We start from the raw sequence: 19,521 nt of genomic DNA, 5'->3' as shown, positions 1-19,521 counted from the left end.
CGGATCAAACCAATTCTTCCCTCAGGCTGTCGATGATGCCGTGCACCCCCGCCTCGCACAGATCGAGCACGTGATCAAAACCTGACAGCCCGCCGTAATACGGGTCGGGCACTTCACGTCCATCCACATTGGTAGCGTACTCAAGAAACATCTTGAGCTTGTGGCTGAGATGATCAGGACACTTGCGCTTCATGTGCTGGTAGTGCCCCTGGTCCATCGCCAGAATCAGATCGAACTTCGCATAATCGTCTGCCGTGATCTTGCGAGCACGCAGCTTGCTCATGTCGTAGCCGCGTTTGCTGGCGAATTGCTGACTCCTGGCATCTGGCGCTTCACCGACGTGGTAGCCGCCAATACCGGCAGAATCCACCTGCACCTCGCCATCGAGCCCGACCATGCGCAACCAGTGTCGCGCAACGGCCTCGGCTGTGGGGGACCGGCAGATGTTTCCGGTGCACACAAAAAGAATGCGTCGTTTCACCTTGTCTCCTGCTCATCGGGTCCGTGCTGATCAGCGCCAAATGCCTGGGCGCGCAGACGGAACAGTTCGTCACGCAGTGAGGCAGCTTCTTCAAACTCAAGATTGCGCGCCGCTTCCTGCATTTTCTTTTCGAGCTGACGAATGGCCTTGGATAGCGCCTTCTCGTCCATTGCAGTGTAGTCCGCACGGGGCGCAGTTGCGCGGGCAACATCGTCATTTTCTTGCGTACCGTAGACGCCGTCGATGATGTCCTTGACCCTCTTTGTGACCGACTTGGGTGTGATGCCGTGTTCTTCATTGAAAGCGATCTGCTTCGTCCGGCGACGATCGGTTTCGTCCATCGCTCGCCGCATGGAGTCGGTAATCCGGTCCGCGTAGAGAATGGCGGTACCTTTGACATTCCGAGCCGCGCGCCCGATCGTCTGAATCAGCGAACGTTCCGAACGCAAAAACCCTTCCTTGTCTGCGTCAAGAATGGCGACCAGAGAAACCTCCGGAATATCGAGCCCCTCTCTGAGCAGGTTGATGCCAACCAGCACGTCAAAGAGCCCCAGACGAAGGTCACGAATGATTTCCACACGTTCAACCGTATCGATGTCCGAGTGGAGGTAGCGGACACGAACGCCGTTTTCGGTCATATAGTCCGTAAGGTCTTCGGACATGCGCTTGGTCAGCGTCGTTACCAGAATGCGCTCTTCGAGCGCGACCCGCCTGTGTATCTCGGATAGCAGATCGTCAACCTGCGTAATCGCCGGACGCACCTGCACCTCAGGATCAATCAGCCCCGTCGGGCGCACGACCTGCTCAACCACCTGCCCCTGATGCCTCGCCTCATAATCAGATGGCGTCGCCGAGATGAAGACGGTCTGCGGCATCAGGCGTTCGAACTCCTCGAATTTCAAGGGGCGGTTGTCGACAGCAGACGGCAGACGGAACCCGTACTCGACCAGATTTTCTTTCCGCGAGCGGTCACCCTTGTACATGGCACCCACCTGCGGAATGCTCACGTGTGACTCATCCACGAACAGAAGCCCGTCGTTGGGCAGGTAATCGATGAGCGTGGGCGGCGGCTCGCCTGGTGCGCGTCCGGACAGGTGTCGTGAATAATTTTCGATGCCCTTGCAGAAACCAAGTTCGTTGAGCATCTCCAGATCAAACCGGGTCCGTTGCTCGATGCGCTGCGCCTCGACCAGTTTGCCGGACTGCTGGAACTGGGCAACCCGATCACGCAACTCGTCCTTGATGCCATCGATGGCACGCAAGACGGTGGCACGCGGCGTCACATAGTGGCTGGAGGGGTATACGGTAAAGCGAGCCAGCTTGTGTTTGAGATGGCCGGTCAAAGGATCAAACAGGGTCAGGTGTTCGATCTCGTCGTCGAACATTTCAACTCTCACGGCAAGTTCCGCGTTTTCCGCAGGAAAGATATCGACGACATCCCCCCTGACACGGAAGGTTCCCCGACGGAAATCGATATCGGCGCGGGTGTATTGCATCGTGACCAAGCGACGCACCAGATCGCGATGGGCCACCTTCTCGCCCTCCCGCAGGTGAAGCACCATGCTGTGATAGTCGACCGGGTCACCGATACCGTAGATGCACGAGACGGTGGCAACAATGACCACGTCCCGTCGCTCCATCAGACTCTTGGTGGCGCTCAGACGCATCTGTTCGATGTGTTCATTGATGCTCGAGTCCTTTTCAATGAAAAGGTCTCGCGAGGGCACGTAGGCTTCAGGCTGGTAATAGTCGTAGTAGGAGACGAAGTACTCCACTGCGTTCTCGGGCAAGAACTCCCGGAACTCCGAATACAACTGGGCGGCCAGCGTCTTGTTATGCGCCAGTACCAGTGCCGGGCGCCCACAGCGGGCGATCACATTAGCCATGGTGTACGTCTTGCCCGACCCGGTGACGCCGAGCAGGGTCTGATACATCAACCCATCATTGATGCCCTCGACCAGACTGTCGATTGCCGCAGGCTGATCACCTGCAGGCGGAAATGGCTGATGCAAACGAAACGGACTGCCTTCATACGTCACAACCCGTGCAGATTCTGCTGCGTCCGACATGCTAGAATTTTCACTTTTGCGGTGCAGCCATGTACATGGGCCCGCGAAAAACACAATTTTTGATTATTCCGCGTCGCAGACAGCGACGCAACCGGATGGAGTGAACATGACTTCGATCTTTGCCGCGGTGGAGATGGCACCACGCGACCCGATCCTCGGCCTTAACGAAGCCTTTCAGGCAGACACCCGAGCCGAGAAAGTGAATCTGGGCGTCGGCGTCTACTACAACGATGCAGGCAAGATCCCCTTGCTTGGAGCCGTTCGGTCCGCAGAAGAGGCTCGCCTCAAGGAAGCGCCGGCCCGGGGCTATCAGCCGATTGAAGGTGCTGCGGCCTACAACAAGGCAGTCCAGGGCCTCCTGTTCGGCGCCAACGCCGAGCTGGTCGCAGCTGGTCGCGCGATTACGTTCGAAGCCCTCGGCGGAACCGGGGCCCTGAAGATCGGCGCCGACTTCCTCAAGCGCGTCAATCCCGAAGCTCAGGTGCTGATTTCCAATCCGAGCTGGGAAAACCACCGCGCCCTGTTCGAAGCCGCCGGCTTTGAGGTTGGCACCTACGCCTATTACGACGCGTCCACTCGCGGTGTCAATTTCGACGGCATGCTCACCAGCCTGCGTGGTGCTGCCGCTGGCACGATTGTCGTTCTCCACGCCTGCTGCCATAACCCCACGGGTGCGGACCTGAGCGCCGACCAATGGGCTCAAGTTGTCGAGGTGGTTCGTAGCCAGAATCTCGTCGCGTTCATCGACATGGCCTATCAAGGCTTTGCTGATGGCATTGAGCCCGACGCCGTCGCCCTGCGTCTGTTTGCCGAGTCCGGCCTCGAATTTTTTGTTGCCAGCTCGTTCTCGAAGTCCTTTTCTCTGTACGGTGAGCGCGTCGGCGCACTGACCATCGTCACCGACAACAAGGAAACCTCCACCCGGGTGCTCTCCCAGGTCAAGCGGGTCGTGCGCACGAACTACTCCAACCCGCCAACACACGGCGGCGCGGTTGTCGCAGCGGTGTTGTCCAGCCCTGCGCTGCGCCAGCAATGGGAAGATGAACTGGCAGGCATGCGTGATCGCATTCGCGAAATGCGCGTTGCCCTCGTTGAAAAGATCAAGGCAGCCGGCGCAGAACAGGATTTCTCGTTCGTGGTTCGTCAACGAGGCATGTTCTCGTTCACTGGACTCACCGCCGATCAGGTCGAGAAACTCAAGCAGGATTTCGGTATCTACGCCGTCTCTTCGGGCCGCATCTGCCTGGCTGCATTGAACTCAGGCAATATCGACTACGTTGCCAAGGCGATCGCCACGGTCATCAAAGCCTGACGAGCGTTTCAGCCCCCAAGTAAAAACGGCGCCCAAGGGCGCCGTTTTTTATTGCCGGAGTTCTCCGGGTGCAACCGGCACCTCATCTCCAGGCACACTCGACTCAAGGGCGGGAGACGACGTAGATGGCGCGGGCACAACGGGTTCAGCCTTTATCACGGGCACAACGGGTTTGGGCGTCTCCAGCACCGGCGCTGTGACCGTACCCGACACCGTAATGGGCGTGCGCACCTGACGCCCGGCGGACGCAACGACGGCACTCATACGCCCGGAGAGCTCCCCGTCCACCGCCATCAACAACCGGCCACTGGCATCCAGCGCCCCGGCATCCAGCGACTTGATGGTGACATTGATGGCACCATCCTGATACGACAAATCGCCGGCCAGACGTTCAAACCGCGTTTCGCCCCCCTGAATCTTGCCGCGGCCTCGCTCTCTGAGCGCCGCTCCAAAATCCATACGCCCAAGCGCACCCGAATCAACGCTGAAGCTACCGTTCAGCGAATCGGTTCGGTTGATCAGCGATGGGGTTTCGGCACTTGCCTTGATGGCCAGGCTGGCATCCGCACTGCCACTCAGGGCAATCGGCCACCCCAAAACAGCAATGAAGCGCTCGATATCGACCTTGCTGAACCCAACGGAGCCATCAAGTTGCGCAATCGGGGCAGACAGCAGCGTGCCCTCCCCCGTGACCTTCCCGCCGAAACCCGCTGCGCCGAACGCCGAAACCGTCAATCGCTCAGCCTCAAGTTCAGCCTGCATCTCGTAGCTGTCAAACTTCAATGCAGGAAATACCGCCAAGGGGCGTTGTATCCCCACGACATTCAGCGCCAGGCCATGTGCTCCCGGACGGACCTTGATCGTCAGGCTGCGGTCCTCGTTGTACAACTCGGCTTCGTGCTCACCGTTCGACCCTATCACCGCCATGCTGCCTGACAGCCCGCCCCAGCGTTCAACACCGACAGTCACACCAGCATCGACAAGCTGAATCCCGGTCAGCCGCCCGTAATCGAGCGGTGCCTGCATCACCTGACCCAGCTCTTCTGCCTGGCCATTGAGGCCGACAATGACAGCCACAAAGCGCCATTCGAAGCTCGACAAGGTGGCGCTCCAGTCGGGCTTGAGCAGGACAGCCTTCGCATTGACTGACGGCAAGGCAGGAATCGCGACGCGTTCGAGCGCAAGACTCCCACCGCCAGCCTCGGTCAAACGCAACTCCGACATGGTGACCGGTCGGCCTAGATGATCCACGATAGCCGCTTCAATATCGTCGCGGTGCCGCTCAGGCAGTAGGAATGCGCCCGCGACCAGGGCGATCACAGCCGCAACGGCAGCGAGCGGAAGAATCAACCGCCCCAGGCGTTCAATGAAGAAACGTGCGGCGATCATGGAACCACGCGTTCGGTCCGCTATGGTGGGGCCTCGATCGCCGCCGGGTCGTTCGCTTTCGGCGGCTGAGGCGTCGACCTTCGCACTCTGGCTCTCGACCGGCTCTGGACGCGCGTCGTCCAGTTCGTCGGCAGGGGGCTCACGCTCAGCCGTCGGCTCGATCCGCGTATCACTCGCAGCGCGGGAAGGTTCATCGTCGAGTTGGAGCACGGGCGGCTCGGACGATTTCAGCGCATTGACCTCAGCCTCAGCATTGTCAACGCGCTCATCGGACGGCATTCGAGTCGGCTCGTCGACCCGATGCTCTTCCATCGTTTCACTCTGCTCGTACGCGGTCTGATCGTACTCCTCAACCGGCTCAACAGACTCGACCGCGTCGATGGTGTACGTGTTGATCTCGGTCGCCTCCGGATCCCAGTCCGGGGATTCATCCGCGTCGTCCTGTGCCTTGCCGGCCCCATCCATCGACGCGTTCTTTCGGTCATCAAAATCAGGATCGACGGTGAGGGGAAGATCAACAGACTGCCCTTCAGGATTTCGATGAGCCGCACGCGCCTGAGCCTCACGGCTGACTTCGGCCAACGCCGTATCGGGAGACTCTTCGATGGCATCGGCTTCGTCCTCCGGCGCTTCCTTTCGTGCCACGAGATCGAGTTCCGCTGCATCATGCTCTGCATCGCGCACCACCCAGCCCAACCTGGTGAGTTCAGCGATCGATTTATCGATGGCGAGGGATTTACCGAATCGACGGCGCAGCTCTCTGACCGAGAGGCGCCCATCAATCAAAAGCAGCATCGCACGCAACTCGTGCGAACTGATCGACCGAGGCTGTTTAGCCTTGGCCTCACCCTCTTCGGTGCGCACGTAAACGACTTCTTCTTCGATCATTCAGAACCCCAGCGCCCTAGCGCGATCCTCGAACTAAGCGAATAGCATTTTCGCACAAATAATGTTGACACACCCCAAATCGATTCCTATAATTCGCGCTTCTTCAGTTCCCCGATAGCTCAGTCGGTAGAGCGACGGACTGTTAATCCGCAGGTCCCTGGTTCGAGCCCAGGTCGGGGAGCCAACTGAATTTGAAAGGGGTTGTCGGCAACGGCAACCCCTTTCTCTTTGGCAGATTCCTTTGTATATCGCCATTTTCGGCGCCATCTTGAACCATCTGACATCCTAGTCGAGCCCGGTTCGCGTGTCACGACTCCCGACACCTTTTGACAAGCTGCTATAAGATGGTGTTTTGCCCCGTGACTACACGACAAAACTCAGACCCCATGGCAGCGAACAACGAATCTCCCCTCGTCGACACCCTCGGGCGTCCGATTCGCGATTTGCGCATTTCCGTGACCGATCGCTGCAATTTTCGCTGTGAATATTGCATGCCCCGCTCGGTCTTCGATAAGGACTACCAGTTTCTTTCACGTGCCGAGCTGCTGAGCTTTGAGGAGCTGGTTCGTGTTGCTCGCATATTCAACGAACTGGGCGTTCAGAAAGTACGTATTACCGGCGGCGAACCGTTGCTGCGTCGAAACGTGGACAAGCTGGTTGGCGCTTTGGCCAAGATCGAGGGTCTGGAACTCACGCTGACCAGCAATGGTGTTTTGATGACCCGCATGGCGCCGAAGCTCGCAGCGGCCGGACTTCACCGGGTCACAGTGAGTCTCGACGCGCTGGACGACGCCACCTTCAAGAAAATCGCCGACGTCGATCTCTCTGTCGAAGACGTGATCAAAGGCATCGATGCGGCTCGCGACGCCGGTCTGGCGCCGGTCAAGGTCAACATGGTCGTCAAGCGTGGCGTCAACGATGATCAGATTGTCGCCATGGCGGAGCGATTCCGTGGCACCGGGCACATACTCCGGTTCATCGAATTCATGGATGTGGGCAGCAGCAACGGATGGCGCATGGACGACGTGGTGCCGTCTCAGGAAGTGATCGATCGCATCAACGTGAAGTTCCCGCTCGAACCGGTCGAACGCAACTACACCGGTGAAGTCGCCGAGCGCTGGCAATACGTGGATGGCCATGGCGAGATCGGGGTCATCTCTTCGGTGACTCAGGCCTTCTGTCGAGACTGTAGCCGGATCCGCCTGTCGACCGAAGGCAAACTCTTCACCTGCCTGTTCGCCACCGAGGGGTTCGATCTGCGCTCGCCATTGCGCGCCGGTGCAAGTGACGCTGAACTCATCGACATGATTCGCACGCTGTGGCGGAAGCGCTCTGATCGCTACTCAGAGATTCGCACATCGAACACACGCCCGATGAAGCGCATCGAAATGTCCTACATCGGCGGCTGAGCGAGAAGAGCCTCAGTCCTCATCGATGTCCACGCCCTCGTCCAGCTCCGGCAACTCGTCAACTTTGGCCGACTCGATCTTGCGGAAGTGAGACGTGATCTTGCGCGAGCTGATCTGCACGTCCTTGACGTCTTTTCCGGCTTGTTCGATGTGCTTGGCCAAGGCCTGCATGCGGTCGTCAAACCGGTTGAAATCCTTCGCGAGCTTGGACAGTGCGTCCTTGATGACGTGAATCTGTTTGCGCGTCTCCACATCCTTAAGCACAGCCCGGGCCGTATTGAGCACCGCCATCAAGGTCGTTGGCGAGACCACCCAGACTTTCTTTTCCTGGGCATAACTCACCAGTTCGGGATGGTAGGCATGAATTTCGGCAAAAACGGCTTCCGCCGGCACGAACATGACCGCGCCGTCTGACGTTTCGTTAGGGATGATGTACTTGCCGGCAATGGCATCGACGTGACGCTTGACGTCCGCTCGAAACGCGCTGGTCGCAAGACGGCGATCAGTCTCGCCCGCATCCGGGACGAACATGCGGTGATAGTTTTCGAGCGGAAACTTTGAATCCACCGCGACCAACCCGGTGGGCTCCGGCAGCTTCAGCACGCAGTCGGCGCGAACGTTTCCGGTAAGTGTGGCCTGAAACTCGTACGCGTCGGGCGGCAGGATGTTGCGTACCAGCGCCTCGAGCTGAACTTCACCAAAGGCACCTCGCGCCCGTTTATCCCCGAGCAGCTCCTGCAGGCTGACAACGTTGGTGGTCAGGCCGTCGATCTTCTTCTGTGCTTCGTCAATGGTGGCCAGACGGGCCATGACATTGGTGAAGGTTTCGTTGGTTTTCTTGAAGCCCTCATCGAGCCGCTCATGAACCTGCCCGGTGATCTTCTCGAGCCGTTCGTTTACCGTTTTCGTGAGCGCCTCGTTACTGCGCGCCATCTGCTCGGATGCGGCACGCAAGCCGACTTCCAGAAGCTCTCGGTCCTTGCGAGCATGCTCGGTGAGCTTTGCCAGGGTCTGCTCAACCATCTCGCTGCGCAGTTTTGCCTGGGTGCTCTGAAAGGTGTTGTTGAGTTCGGACAGCTTGAGGGTGGTTTCGCTACGTTGCTCACCGAGCTGAACCTGCATGGCGAGCGTGAGTTGATGCATGGCCTCTCGCGTCGCCGTCAGGTCCGTCTCAACCTTCTCGCGCAGGCGACCGGTCTGCGCTTCGGTATTCGACGCGAGCCGTTCGCTCTGGGCTGCGAGACCACCGTGCAGATCATTGAGCAATCCCCGGTGCTGCGCTTCCATCAACCCCTTGACGTGCTCGTTCATTGCGGACGGCAGGTCGGCCTGTATTGCACGCAAGCGCGTGACCAGCCACAGCACCGCAAGCAGGAGAACAACCAGCCCGGCGGCCAGTCCGTAAAGAATTTCAGTGTCGGTCAAGACAGATACCCTGCAGCACAAATCCGGCCGAGTATATCAGCGCTGGCGTACCTCAAACGGCATCGCGCAACAAAGCCAATGGTGCCTGACGCATGAGCCGTCGAGCCCCGCCCCAGCCGGCCAGTACAACACCGAAAGCGCCTACCACCGCACCGATGACCACAGGCGACATTGCGGGCATGTAGCTCATGTCGAACACCTTGACCGCCAGCAACCAGCCCACCAGACTGGCACCGATTCCGGCCAGCGCGCCCGCGATCAGCCCCATCAGGGCAAATTCAACCACCAGCGTCTGTCGCAGCTGCTGTTGCCGGGCGCCGAGCGCACGCATGATCGCGAACTCACGGGCACGCTCGTCCTGCGTCGACTGCAAGGCGGCCAGCAGCACGACCACACCCGCTGCCACGGCAAAGCCGAAGACCAGTTGCACGACAGTGATCAGACGCTCGATCATGCTTTCCACCTGCCCCATGACCGCACCGACGTCGATCAACGAGATATTCGGAAATGCCTTGGCCAGACCGAGACCGAAATCGTGCTGCGCATCCGGCAGATGGAAACTGGTGATGAGACTGGCCGGATAGTCGTTGAGCACACCCGGCGACGCAATAAAGAAGAAATTGACCTGCATCGAGTCCCAGCGCAGATCGCGCGAACTGGTGACCGGTGCACTGATCTGCTGACCCGCGACATCGAAGGTCACCTCGTCGCCGACCGAGATACCCAACGTATCGGCCACGCCACTTTCGATGGAAAACTCCGGCGTATCGGTCTGACCGTGCCAGCGCCCGCCGGCAATCTCATTCCCGTTGGGCAATCGGGCCCCATAGGACAGATTGAATTCGCGTTCCGCCAGGCGCTGCGCCCGACCTGGCTCAAACTGTTCGGGGCGAACGCGCTCACCATTGATCGCGACCAGGCGACCACGGATCATGGGCGAGACATCGGGCGCCGGCAGGCCGGCATCACGGAAATAGGCGAGAAAATCATCGCGTTGCTCTGCCTGAAGGTTGATCACGAACCGGTTCGGCGCGTCGGCCGGCACGGTATCGCGCCAGGCCGCCAGCAAATCGGCACGCACCAGCGTCAGAACCAGGAGCGCCATCAGGCCGAGCCCGAGCGCCGTTGCCTGGATCACATGACTGCCGAGACGTCGGCGCAACGCCTGAAAGCCGTAGCGCCAACCTCCCCTCGCACCGGCCCCTGCATGGGCCGCGGCACTGAAACCCAGCGCACTGACCGCGGCAAAGGCACCGAGCGAGAGCACAAAGCCCAGACTGACCCAGATGCCGAGGGTCATGTCATTGGCAACCCAGGTGACAATACCGACCAGGGTCGCAAGGCCGGTCGCCCATGCCAGCATGGCGAGGCCACGGCTCGATTCAAGCTCACGTCGAATCACACGCAAGGTCGGCACGCGGGACAACCCGATCAGATGCGGGAGGACAAACCCCAGAAGCAAGGCGAGTCCGACCAGCAGACCATGCAGAACCGGGGTCAGGCTCGGCGCTGGCAAGGCCGTACGCATCATGTCGGAGAGCCCCGCCGCCAAAGTACCCTGAACCGCAAATGCCAGCGCGACGCCAATCCCCGAAGCGACCAGCCCGAAGGCAACGAACTGGATCAGATGAATTCGAATCAGCTGGGCCTGCTGTGCCCCCAGGCAGCGCATGACGGCACAACCGTCGATATGCCGGTTCATGAACCGGCGCGCACTCAAGCCGATCGCAACGGCGGCGAGGACAACCGCAAGCGTGGCCGCGAGTCGCAAGAAACGCTCCGCGCGATCCAGCGCAATACGCACTTCAGGCCGGGCGTTGTCGATGGACTCGATCTCCTGTCCACGCGTCAGGGTCGGTTCGACCTCCGAACGAAACCGTTCGACATCCAGGCGGTCTCCCGCCAGGTGGAGCCGGTAGCGAACACGAGAGCCTGTCTGGATGAGTCCGGTCGCCGCCAGGTCAGAGGTATTGACCATGACCCGCGGCAGCATGCTGAAGAAATTCACCCCGCGATCGGACTCGAAAGTGAGTACGCTACCAACGGTAAACGTCTTCATGCCCAGTTGAACCGAATCACCCACGCCGACGCCCAACTCCGCCATCACGCGCTCATCGGGCCAGATCTGCCCCGCTGGCGGGCCGCCGGGCATGACACGATCGGGCGCATTCCGCTCGGGAGCGGTCTTGACCTGACCGCGCAAGGGGTACTCATCAGAAACCGCTTTGACTGCAACGAGCTGAAACGCCTCGTCGGCGCTGACCATGCTGGAAAAGGTCAGCGTATCGGCCACCTTCAACCCCGTGTCGCGCGCGCGCTGACGCACCGAATCGTCCCACGCTTTGTCGGCGCTCAGCAGAAGATCGCCCCCCAGCAACTGGGTGGCCTCGCGGTTGAGGCTGCGCGAGACCCGATCCGTGAGGAAGCCGACGCTGACCAGACTGGCAACGGCGACGATCAAGGCAAGCGCGAGCAGGTGCAATTCGCCGGCGCGCAGGTCGCGGACCAGCATCCTCAGGGCAAGGCGGATTGAAATCATCCCTGATGGACTACCGAAGCGGGTGACGGGTTCCGTGTCCGGATCACGTTGAACCGTTGAGCAGCTTTTCCACCAGCCGCACCCAGTACGTTACGCCCGTCGGGATGACTGCATCGTTGAAATCGTAGCGGGGGTTGTGGAGCATGCAGCCGCCCTCGCCTGGCCCGTTGCCGATCCACACGTAGGCGCCCGGGCGCTCCTGCAGAAAGTAGGCAAAATCCTCCGCGCCCATGCTTGACTTCTGATCCGTGAGCACAGCCGCATCACCCACTACCGAGCGCGCCACATCAGCACAGATCGCGGCTTCGGCCGCCGTATTGATCGTTGCCGGATAGCCGCGACGGAACTGGAAGTTCACATTGACACCATGAGCAGCCCCGATCCCCTGGCAGATACGCTGCATGGTGGTCTCGACGCGGGCCTGGACATCGGGGCTGAACGCGCGCACGGTGCCCGTGAGCCGCGCCCGATCGGGAATGACATTGTAGGCTTCACCTGCCTGCATCTTGGTGACGGAAACAACGGCGGCATCGAGCGGATCCACCACCCGGCTGACCACTGTCTGCAGCGCCTGAATCATGGCGGCTGCGGCCGGCACGGGATCGACACCGAGATGTGGCATGGCGGCGTGAGCACCATGGCCACTGATGTCGACATCGAATCGATCTGCAGACGCCATCACGGGCCCGGCGTGCACGGCAAATGTCCCCGCGGGCAATCCCGGCCAGTTGTGCATGCCGAAGACCTGCTGCATCGGAAAGCGGTCGAAGATGCCGTCTTCGATCATTTCCCGGCCGCCGCCGTCGCCCTCTTCCGCTGGCTGAAAAATGAACACCACGGTGCCATCAAAGTCGCGATGTCTGGCCAGATACTCGGCCGCACCGAGCAGCATGGTGGTGTGGCCGTCATGGCCGCACGCATGCATGCGACCTTCGTGCCGGGAGTGGTGTGCGAATTCGTTGCGTTCCTGCATGGGCAACGCATCCATGTCGGCCCTCAGGCCGATGCTGCGCTTTGAATTGCCATTGCGGATCACGCCCACCACGCCGGTCCGGCCGATACCGCGGTGGGTCTCGATGCCAGCGGCCTCGAGTCGCTTGGCGACGAGTTCGGCGGTACGGTGTTCTTCAAACGCCAGCTCAGGGTGCTGGTGAATGTCTCGGCGAACCGCTGTGAGGTCCGCGTGCTGATCCATGACGGCGTCGATGAGCTTCATGCGCCTTCCTGTTGTCGTTGGGTTTGTCAGTCGGACAGTTTAGCGCCGCGCTCAATCGGCCGGCGTCGATTCTTTTTCGGTGGCCTGACGGGTTGGTGGCAGGGTCTTCAGAAAGGCGACAACCTCATCCGAAACCCGTGTGCGGGCCATGGGCGGCAGGCTGCGCCAGACGCGGCGGCCATAGGGTTTGTCCACCATTCGCGGGTCGCACACCACCAGCACGCCCTTGTCCTGCTCCGTGCGGATGAGACGGCCGGCGCCCTGCTTCATGTTGATGACGGTGCGTGGCAACTGGTAAGTCATGAATGGATTGACACCGGCCTTGCGCAAATGTTCGATCCGCGCAGAGAGGACCGGATCATCGGGCGGAGCGAAGGGCAGCTTGTCGATCACCACCACCGACAAGGCATCGCCAGGCACATCAACCCCTTCCCAGAAGCTCTGGCTGGCCACCAGTACCGCATTGCCGAGTGCCCGGAAGCGCGCCAGCAGGTTGCTGCGCGAATCCTCACCCTGGACAAGCAGCGGCAGGTCGAGGCCGGCGCGGGTCATCTTGTCTTCAAGGCGTTCATGGATACGGCGCATGGCGCGCAACGAGGTACACAACACGAAGGTGCGCCCCTGGGCCGCCTCGATCAGCGGATAGGCCACATCGGCGACCGCGTCCGGGTATGCCGGATCATTCGGATCCGGCATGGGCGATGGTGCATACAGAAGTGCCCGCGATTCATAGTCGAAGGGGCTGCCCCAAACAGCGCATTCGGGCGGATTCTCAAGGAAATTAAGGCCAAGCTCGCGCATGTAGTGATCGAATTCCGGGCCGACCGCGAGCGTCGCCGAAGTAAAGATCCAGGCACGGGGGTGGCCTTGCAGCTGGCGAACGAACAGGGACCCGACTTGCAGTGGCGTCGCATGGATGAGGATCGCCTGGGTGAACACCTCGACCCATCGTACGATCTGGGCGTCCCCCGGAGCCGACCAGGCCTCGAGACGCAGCACCAACTCGTCCATGCGCTTCAGGCAGTTGGCCAGACCTTCGGAGCGCTCGGCCTGGGTAGCGAGAATCTTTCCGAAGCGGCGCAGCTCATTGCCGAGCTCTTCCAGCGCTTTCGGGAACTCGGGATAGCGCTCCAGTTGCTCCATGCCGATACGCAGGTTCTCGCCCGGAATGGACAGGCGCCAGTCGCGAGCGACTTTCTCCAGCTTGCGGGTGGCCTCCACCAAGTCCCGGCAGTCGGCGGCACCCGCGAGCGTTTCCGTTCGTGTGTCGCGTGCAAGCTCGATGACCTGTGCACTCGAGACGGACTCCCCGAAGAACATGGTCGCCGTTTCCGGCAACTGGTGTGCCTCATCGAAAATCACGGTGTTGCATGACGGCAGAAGTTCGCCCATCCCCTCATCGCGCAGCACGACGTCGGCAAAAAACAGATGGTGATTGACCACCACCACGTCAGCCTCCATGGCGTTGCGACGCGCTTGCAGGATGAAGCATTCCTTCACGTTGGGGCATTCCTGCCCCAGGCAGTTATCCCGATTCGAGGTCGCCGACATCCAGGCTGTACTGTCCTCCGGTACATCCGTGCAATCGGCCTTGTCACCCGTGCCGGTGGTTTCGGCGAAGCGCACGATCTTGCGTAGATGGTCCACTTCCTGAGGTGAACGGAAGCGCCCCTCGCTTGCGTTACGCGCCAGGTGGTAATGACAGACGTAGTTGGAACGGCCCTTGAGCAATGCCGTGGTCAACGGCAGCTTCAGCGCCTTGCGCACCGTGGGCAGATCACGCCGGTAGAGCTGGTCCTGCAGGGTTTTGGTCCCGGTGGAAATGAGCACCTTGCCACCGGACATGAGCGCGGGCACCAGGTAGGCAAAGGTTTTGCCCGTACCGGTACCGGCTTCGGCGATGAGCACGCCATTGCTTTTGATGGCCGCTTCGATCCGTTCAGCCATCTCCCTTTGCTGAATGCGGGGAGAGAAACCGTTGACCGTCTCGGCCAGAGCGCCGTCTGGCGCGAAAACGTCATCAAGCGTCATGATCAGTCCAGCAGATCGACACGCAGCCAAAACTGGGCGCTGCTCGAAGAGGTCTCGGTGGATCGCCGGCCAATGACCCCTCCCCGGCTGCCACTGTCTTCGGTGGCACCGCCCACAGGCATCCACTCGCCCAGGCGCCCTTCAACCGTCGTCTCAAGCCTGAAGACGTCGGCATGACCACGCTCGTTCATCTGACTGCGCTCCGGACTGAGCGCGACGGTGACGCGTTGACCACGCACTTGCGGTGTCGCCACCAGCCCGGCGCCGATATCACGCCATGTGGTGCCGCGAACGACACGAGCGCCGTCCGGTTCGATGAACACCTGATGAAACCGCATGGGAATCGACTGACCCAGAAACACGCTGGCGCGCCCACCATCAATGGTGTCGACGAACTGTTCTGCGCCTTGACGCAGCTGCCCGGCACTGTCGCTGCCATCGATTCGTACCGTGCCGATGTCGATACGGGTGTTGCGTTGATTGGGCGAATCCGGCAACCGGATGCGTACATCGTCGTTGCCAATATCACCGCTGACACCCAGTTCCCGCCGGCGGCTGTCCGCGTCGAGCGAAGAGCGAACGCGAATTCGAAGTCGCTTGGCCGCCTGATCAATCTCGGCCAGCACTGCCTGAAGTTCCCGCAGGTTCTCCGGATCGGTGCGAATGAGCAAGGTGTTGTTGATGCCACTGACCCGCCCGCCCGGGCTCACCATCTCCGCCAGTTTTGGGGCGAGCAATTCGGCACTCTGATGACGGGTCTTGAGTATGGTCAGCGGAAAATCGGCACGCGCCAACCCGCTGCCCAGCAAGGCAAGCAGGAAAACACACAGCAGGACGAACTCACGCGGAAATCGAAGCATTCGCCTTATTCGGTTCGGTGCGCCTCGGCCAGATAGTCCGATGAGCGCATTTCAAGCAAACGGCTGACCGTACGGACAAATTCGTTGGCAAAGCTGCCATCGGTGTACAACTCGGCGGCCTCCACCTGCGCACTCATGATCAGTTTGACGCGATGATCATAGAGCACGTCGATGAGCCAGGTGAAGCGGCGTGCTTCATTCGACATGCCGGCGTTCATTTTGGGCACCCCGGAGAGCAGCAAGGTATGGTGCTCACGTGCCAGCTCGAGGTAGTCGTTCTGCGAGCGCGGCCCGCCGCACAGCTCCTTGAAATCGAACCAGATCACGCCGGGTGCAGAGCGCACGGTTTTGAGCTTTCGACCCAGCACCTCGATCTCTTCGGGCTTGCCTTCGAAACCGGCCACCGTGAAGAAATCGTCCGACAGATGCTTGAGCGCGATCTCATCGTCCGGCACCAGATACTTTTCCAGCTGCTCCATGGTGCGCAGTCGGTAATCGGTGCCGTAATCAACCTCGATAACGTCACAGCGTTCCTTGAGCATCTTGATGGTCGGCAGGAAGTTGATGCGCTGCAAGCCGTTCGGATACAGGCCGTCGGGCGGATAGTTGGAGGTCATCACGAAAATGACCCCGCGCGCGAACAGCGCTTCGAGCAGCCGACCGAGGATCATGGCATCGGCAATGTCGGAAACGTGAAACTCGTCGAAGCACAGCAGGCGCGTCTGCTCCGAGATGCGTTCCGCCACGGTCTGCAGCGGGTCGGGCAGATGATTGAGTGACTTGAGGTCGTTCTGGACTTCCTGCATGAATGCGTGGAAGTGGACGCGACGCTTGCGCTTGTAGGGGACGGATTCAAAGAAACAGTCCATCAAAAAGCTCTTGCCGCGACCCACACCGCCCCAGAAATACACGCTTTTGGGCTGATCGGGCTTGAAGACGTATTTCTTCAGGAAACTCTGACGGGCAACCTTGAAACCGAGCAGATCGGTGTACAGCACCTGAAGGCGCTTGACGGCCGCCTCCTGCGCCGGATCCGGCTTGTAGCCACGTTCGGCCAAAAGCGCCTTGTAGGCGTCGACCATGCCGTGCTCAGGAACGTTGAGGACTCGATGGGGCATCTTGATTCATAACCTTCAACAAACGACAAAGGCAGGTGCCGGGCGGCATTGCCGCCCGAGACCCACCTCCTTTTTTGACAGCGCGCCTTCTTAGAAGTGCAGCGGGCGCTTGTCGACCGCCAGGGCGGCTTCGTGCACGGCTTCCGACAGGGTCGGGTGCGCGTGGCAGATGCGCGCCAGATCCTCGGCAGCACCATGGAACTCCATGGTCACCACGGCTTCGGCGATCAGCTCGGAGGCGTTTGCACCAATGATGTGGACACCGAGCACCCGATCGGTTTCCTCGCAAGCGAGCATCTTCACGAAACCGGTGGTGTCGCCCATGCCCAGCGCGCGGCCATTGGCCATGAACGGGATCTTGCCAACGCTATACTTGGTACCTTCTTCCTTGAGCTGCTGCTCGGTCTTGCCGACCCAGGCAATTTCAGGCGAGGTGTAGATCACCCAGGGGATGGTGTCGAAGTTGCAATGACCCGCCTGGCCCGCCATCAGTTCGGCGACCATCACGGCTTCTTCCATCGCCTTGTGCGCCAGCATCGGGCCTCGCACCACATCGCCGACCGCCCAGACACCGTCCAGGTTGGTCTTGCAGTGATCGTCGACCTCGACAAACCCACGTTCGTCGATCTTCAGACCCACGGCGTCGGCGTTGAGACCGTCCGTGTTCGGCACACGACCCACCGAGACGATGAGACGATCAAAGGTGTCCTTCTGTGCGCCGTCCTTGTCTTCGTACTCGACAGTGACCGACTTGCCGTTCTTGGCTGGGGTGACTTTACCCACCTTGACGCCAAGCTTGATGTCCAGGCCTTGCTTGGTGAAGACTTTCTGGGCTTCCTTGGCGACATCCTTGTCAGCAGCGGCCAGGAAACTGTCCATCGCTTCGAGGATGGTGACTTCAGCACCGAGACGACGCCAGACCGAGCCCATCTCCAGGCCGATCACCCCCGAGCCGATCAAACCGAGTTTCTTCGGCACGGCGTCGATCTCAAGCGCACCGATGTTGTCGCAGATGAGTTTGTTGTCGACGGGCATACCGTCCAGGTGACGGGCCTTGGAACCCGTCGCCACGATCACCTGCTTGGCCAGGACTTCCTCGTCACCGACCTTGAGTTTCCACCCGCCGTCAGCCTTGGCCACGAAGCTGCCATGGCCCGGGAGCATGGTGACCTTGTTCTTCTTGAACAGACCCTTGATCCCACCGGTCAGTTGATCGACAACCTTGGCCTTGCGACCGATCATGGTCGGTACGTCGATGCTCGGCTTGCCTACCTTGATGCCCTGATCGGCAAAACTGTGGCCCGCTTCCTCAAACAGGTGCGAGGTGTGCAGCAGCGCCTTGGACGGGATGCAGCCCACGTTCAGGCAGGTACCGCCCAGGCGAGGCTCGCCCTTTGGATCGGCATACGGATTGGATTCGGCGCATGCCGCCTTGAAACCCAGTTGAGCCGCGCGAATCGCCGCCACGTAGCCGCCAGGGCCACCGCCGATGACCACGACGTCAAATTCTTTGTTCGCCATTCATCTCTCCCTCGTGAGATCGGGCGGACCGTCAGGCCCGCCCGCCAGCATGGTTTAAACGTCCAGCAGCAGGCGTGCCGGATCTTCGAGTGCTTCCTTCATGGTCACCAGACCCAGCACGGCTTCGCGGCCGTCGATGATGCGGTGATCATAGGACATGGCCAGGTAGTTGATCGGGCGGATCACGATCTGGCCGTTCTCGACCACCGGACGGTCCTTGGTGGCGTGAATGCCCAGGATCGCGGACTGCGGCGGGTTGATGATCGGGGTGGACAGCATGGAACCGAACACGCCACCGTTGGAGATGGAGAACGTACCGCCGGTGAGCTCTTCGAGAGAGATCTTGCCTTCCTTTGCCTTCTGACCGTACTCGGCAATCTTCTTCTCGATGTCGGCGATCGACATCTGGTCTGCGTCACGAATGATCGGCACCACCAGACCCCGCGGGCTACCCACGGCGATACCGATGTCGAAGTAGCCGTGATAGACGATGTCATTGCCATCGACAGAGGCATTCAGGATCGGGAATTTCTTCAGGGCGGCCACAGCGGCCTTGACGAAGAAACCCATGAAGCCCAGACGCACACCGTGAGCCTTCTCAAACTTGTCCTTGTACTCGGCACGCAGCGCCATGACCGGACCCATGTTGACTTCGTTGAAGGTGGTCAGGATGGCGTTTTCATTCTTGGACTGGAGCAGACGCTCGGCAATACGGGCGCGCAGGCGGGTCATCGGCACGCGCTCTTCCGGGCGCTCGCCATCAGCCACCTGAACCGGAGCAGCAGCGGCACTGCTTCCCTTGCCTGCGCCCATGGCGTCCGCCTTGGTCACGCGACCGCCGCGGCCGGAACCCTTGACGTCGCCTTCTGCAATGCCCTTCTCGTCGAGGATCTTGCGTGCGGACGGGCTGGCAGAGCCACCCGAGGAGGCCTTGGCGGCCGGCGGCGGCGTCACTTCCGGTGCCGGCTCGTGCTTCTTCTCCTCGCCGGCACTGGCCTTTGCTTCGGTGTCGATCTTGGCGATCAGGTCACCACTGGTCACGGTCTCACCATCGCCCATGATGATTTCGACCAGAACACCATCCGCCGGTGCCGGCGTCTCGAGAACGACCTTGTCGGTCTCGATGTCGATCAGGTTTTCGTCGCGTGAAACGGCTTCACCTGCTTTTTTATGCCAGCTCACCAGAGTCGCTTCGGACACGGACTCGGACAGCTGCGGAACTTTCACTTCGATCAGCATGGATTTAGCTCCCTCTTATGCTTA

Annotated in this window: 13 protein-coding genes and 1 tRNA gene; 3 read left to right on the top strand and 11 right to left on the bottom strand. The window is 60.5% G+C overall.

The window, feature by feature from the left end:
• Window positions 1-4: 4 nt before the first annotated feature.
• Both J0W34_RS10125 and uvrB read right to left on the bottom strand, forming a co-directional pair.
• Window positions 5-481 carry a low molecular weight protein-tyrosine-phosphatase gene (locus J0W34_RS10125; protein WP_227814645.1) on the bottom strand — a complete coding sequence of 159 codons (477 nt, stop codon included), beginning with the start codon at window positions 479-481 and terminating at the stop codon, window positions 5-7.
• Window positions 478-2,550 (bottom strand): excinuclease ABC subunit UvrB, encoded by a 2,073-nt coding sequence (gene uvrB / locus J0W34_RS10120; RefSeq protein WP_230971571.1) that lies wholly within the window; start codon window positions 2,548-2,550, stop codon window positions 478-480. Before uvrB ends, J0W34_RS10125 begins: the two co-directional genes overlap by 4 nt.
• Before the next feature lie 106 nt (window positions 2,551-2,656).
• Between uvrB and J0W34_RS10115 the strand changes: the two genes are divergently transcribed.
• Window positions 2,657-3,862, top strand: a complete 1,206-nt coding sequence (locus J0W34_RS10115) for an amino acid aminotransferase (protein WP_227814647.1) — start codon at window positions 2,657-2,659, stop codon at window positions 3,860-3,862.
• Between the two features lie 48 nt (window positions 3,863-3,910).
• On the opposite strand, the gene J0W34_RS10110 is transcribed toward J0W34_RS10115, so the two are convergent.
• Window positions 3,911-6,139 (bottom strand): AsmA family protein, encoded by a 2,229-nt coding sequence (locus J0W34_RS10110; protein WP_230971570.1) that lies wholly within the window; start codon window positions 6,137-6,139, stop codon window positions 3,911-3,913.
• A gap of 108 nt (window positions 6,140-6,247) precedes the next feature.
• Between J0W34_RS10110 and J0W34_RS10105 the strand changes: the two genes are divergently transcribed.
• Window positions 6,248-6,323, top strand: a tRNA-Asn gene (locus J0W34_RS10105).
• A 160-nt stretch (window positions 6,324-6,483) separates the two neighbouring features.
• Entirely contained in the window at window positions 6,484-7,548 is a 1,065-nt protein-coding gene (gene moaA / locus J0W34_RS10100) for a GTP 3',8-cyclase MoaA (RefSeq protein WP_331001538.1), read from the top strand.
• Between the two features lie 12 nt (window positions 7,549-7,560).
• Here the strand turns inward: moaA and rmuC are convergent, their stop codons facing one another.
• The 8 genes from rmuC to odhB form a co-directional block, all read right to left on the bottom strand.
• Window positions 7,561-8,973 carry a DNA recombination protein RmuC gene (gene rmuC, locus J0W34_RS10095; RefSeq protein WP_230971568.1) on the bottom strand — a complete coding sequence of 471 codons (1,413 nt, stop codon included), beginning with the start codon at window positions 8,971-8,973 and terminating at the stop codon, window positions 7,561-7,563.
• A gap of 52 nt (window positions 8,974-9,025) precedes the next feature.
• Window positions 9,026-11,512, bottom strand: a complete 2,487-nt coding sequence (locus tag J0W34_RS10090) for an ABC transporter permease (RefSeq protein ID WP_230971567.1) — start codon at window positions 11,510-11,512, stop codon at window positions 9,026-9,028.
• A gap of 43 nt (window positions 11,513-11,555) precedes the next feature.
• Entirely contained in the window at window positions 11,556-12,728 is a 1,173-nt protein-coding gene (locus tag J0W34_RS10085; protein WP_230971566.1) for a M20 aminoacylase family protein, read from the bottom strand.
• A gap of 51 nt (window positions 12,729-12,779) precedes the next feature.
• Window positions 12,780-14,759 carry an ATP-dependent DNA helicase gene (locus J0W34_RS10080; RefSeq protein ID WP_230971565.1) on the bottom strand — a complete coding sequence of 660 codons (1,980 nt, stop codon included), beginning with the start codon at window positions 14,757-14,759 and terminating at the stop codon, window positions 12,780-12,782.
• Window positions 14,760-14,761: 2 nt separating this feature from the next.
• Window positions 14,762-15,619, bottom strand: coding sequence for a hypothetical protein (locus J0W34_RS10075; protein ID WP_230971564.1), 858 nt, complete (start codon window positions 15,617-15,619; stop codon window positions 14,762-14,764).
• A gap of 5 nt (window positions 15,620-15,624) precedes the next feature.
• Window positions 15,625-16,737: a cell division protein ZapE gene (zapE, locus tag J0W34_RS10070; RefSeq protein ID WP_227814655.1), complete on the bottom strand. Its 1,113-nt coding sequence runs from the start codon at window positions 16,735-16,737 to the stop codon at window positions 15,625-15,627.
• A gap of 90 nt (window positions 16,738-16,827) precedes the next feature.
• Window positions 16,828-18,258: a dihydrolipoyl dehydrogenase gene (gene lpdA, locus J0W34_RS10065; RefSeq protein WP_230971563.1), complete on the bottom strand. Its 1,431-nt coding sequence runs from the start codon at window positions 18,256-18,258 to the stop codon at window positions 16,828-16,830.
• A gap of 54 nt (window positions 18,259-18,312) precedes the next feature.
• Window positions 18,313-19,497 carry a 2-oxoglutarate dehydrogenase complex dihydrolipoyllysine-residue succinyltransferase gene (gene odhB / locus J0W34_RS10060; protein WP_230971562.1) on the bottom strand — a complete coding sequence of 395 codons (1,185 nt, stop codon included), beginning with the start codon at window positions 19,495-19,497 and terminating at the stop codon, window positions 18,313-18,315.
• Between the last annotated feature and the right edge of the window lie 24 nt (window positions 19,498-19,521).

The sequence above is a fragment of the Nitrogeniibacter aestuarii genome (assembly GCF_017309585.1).
In the GTDB taxonomy this organism is placed as follows: domain Bacteria; phylum Pseudomonadota; class Gammaproteobacteria; order Burkholderiales; family Rhodocyclaceae; genus Nitrogeniibacter; species Nitrogeniibacter aestuarii.
This window is presented reverse-complemented; position numbering and strand designations above follow the sequence as displayed.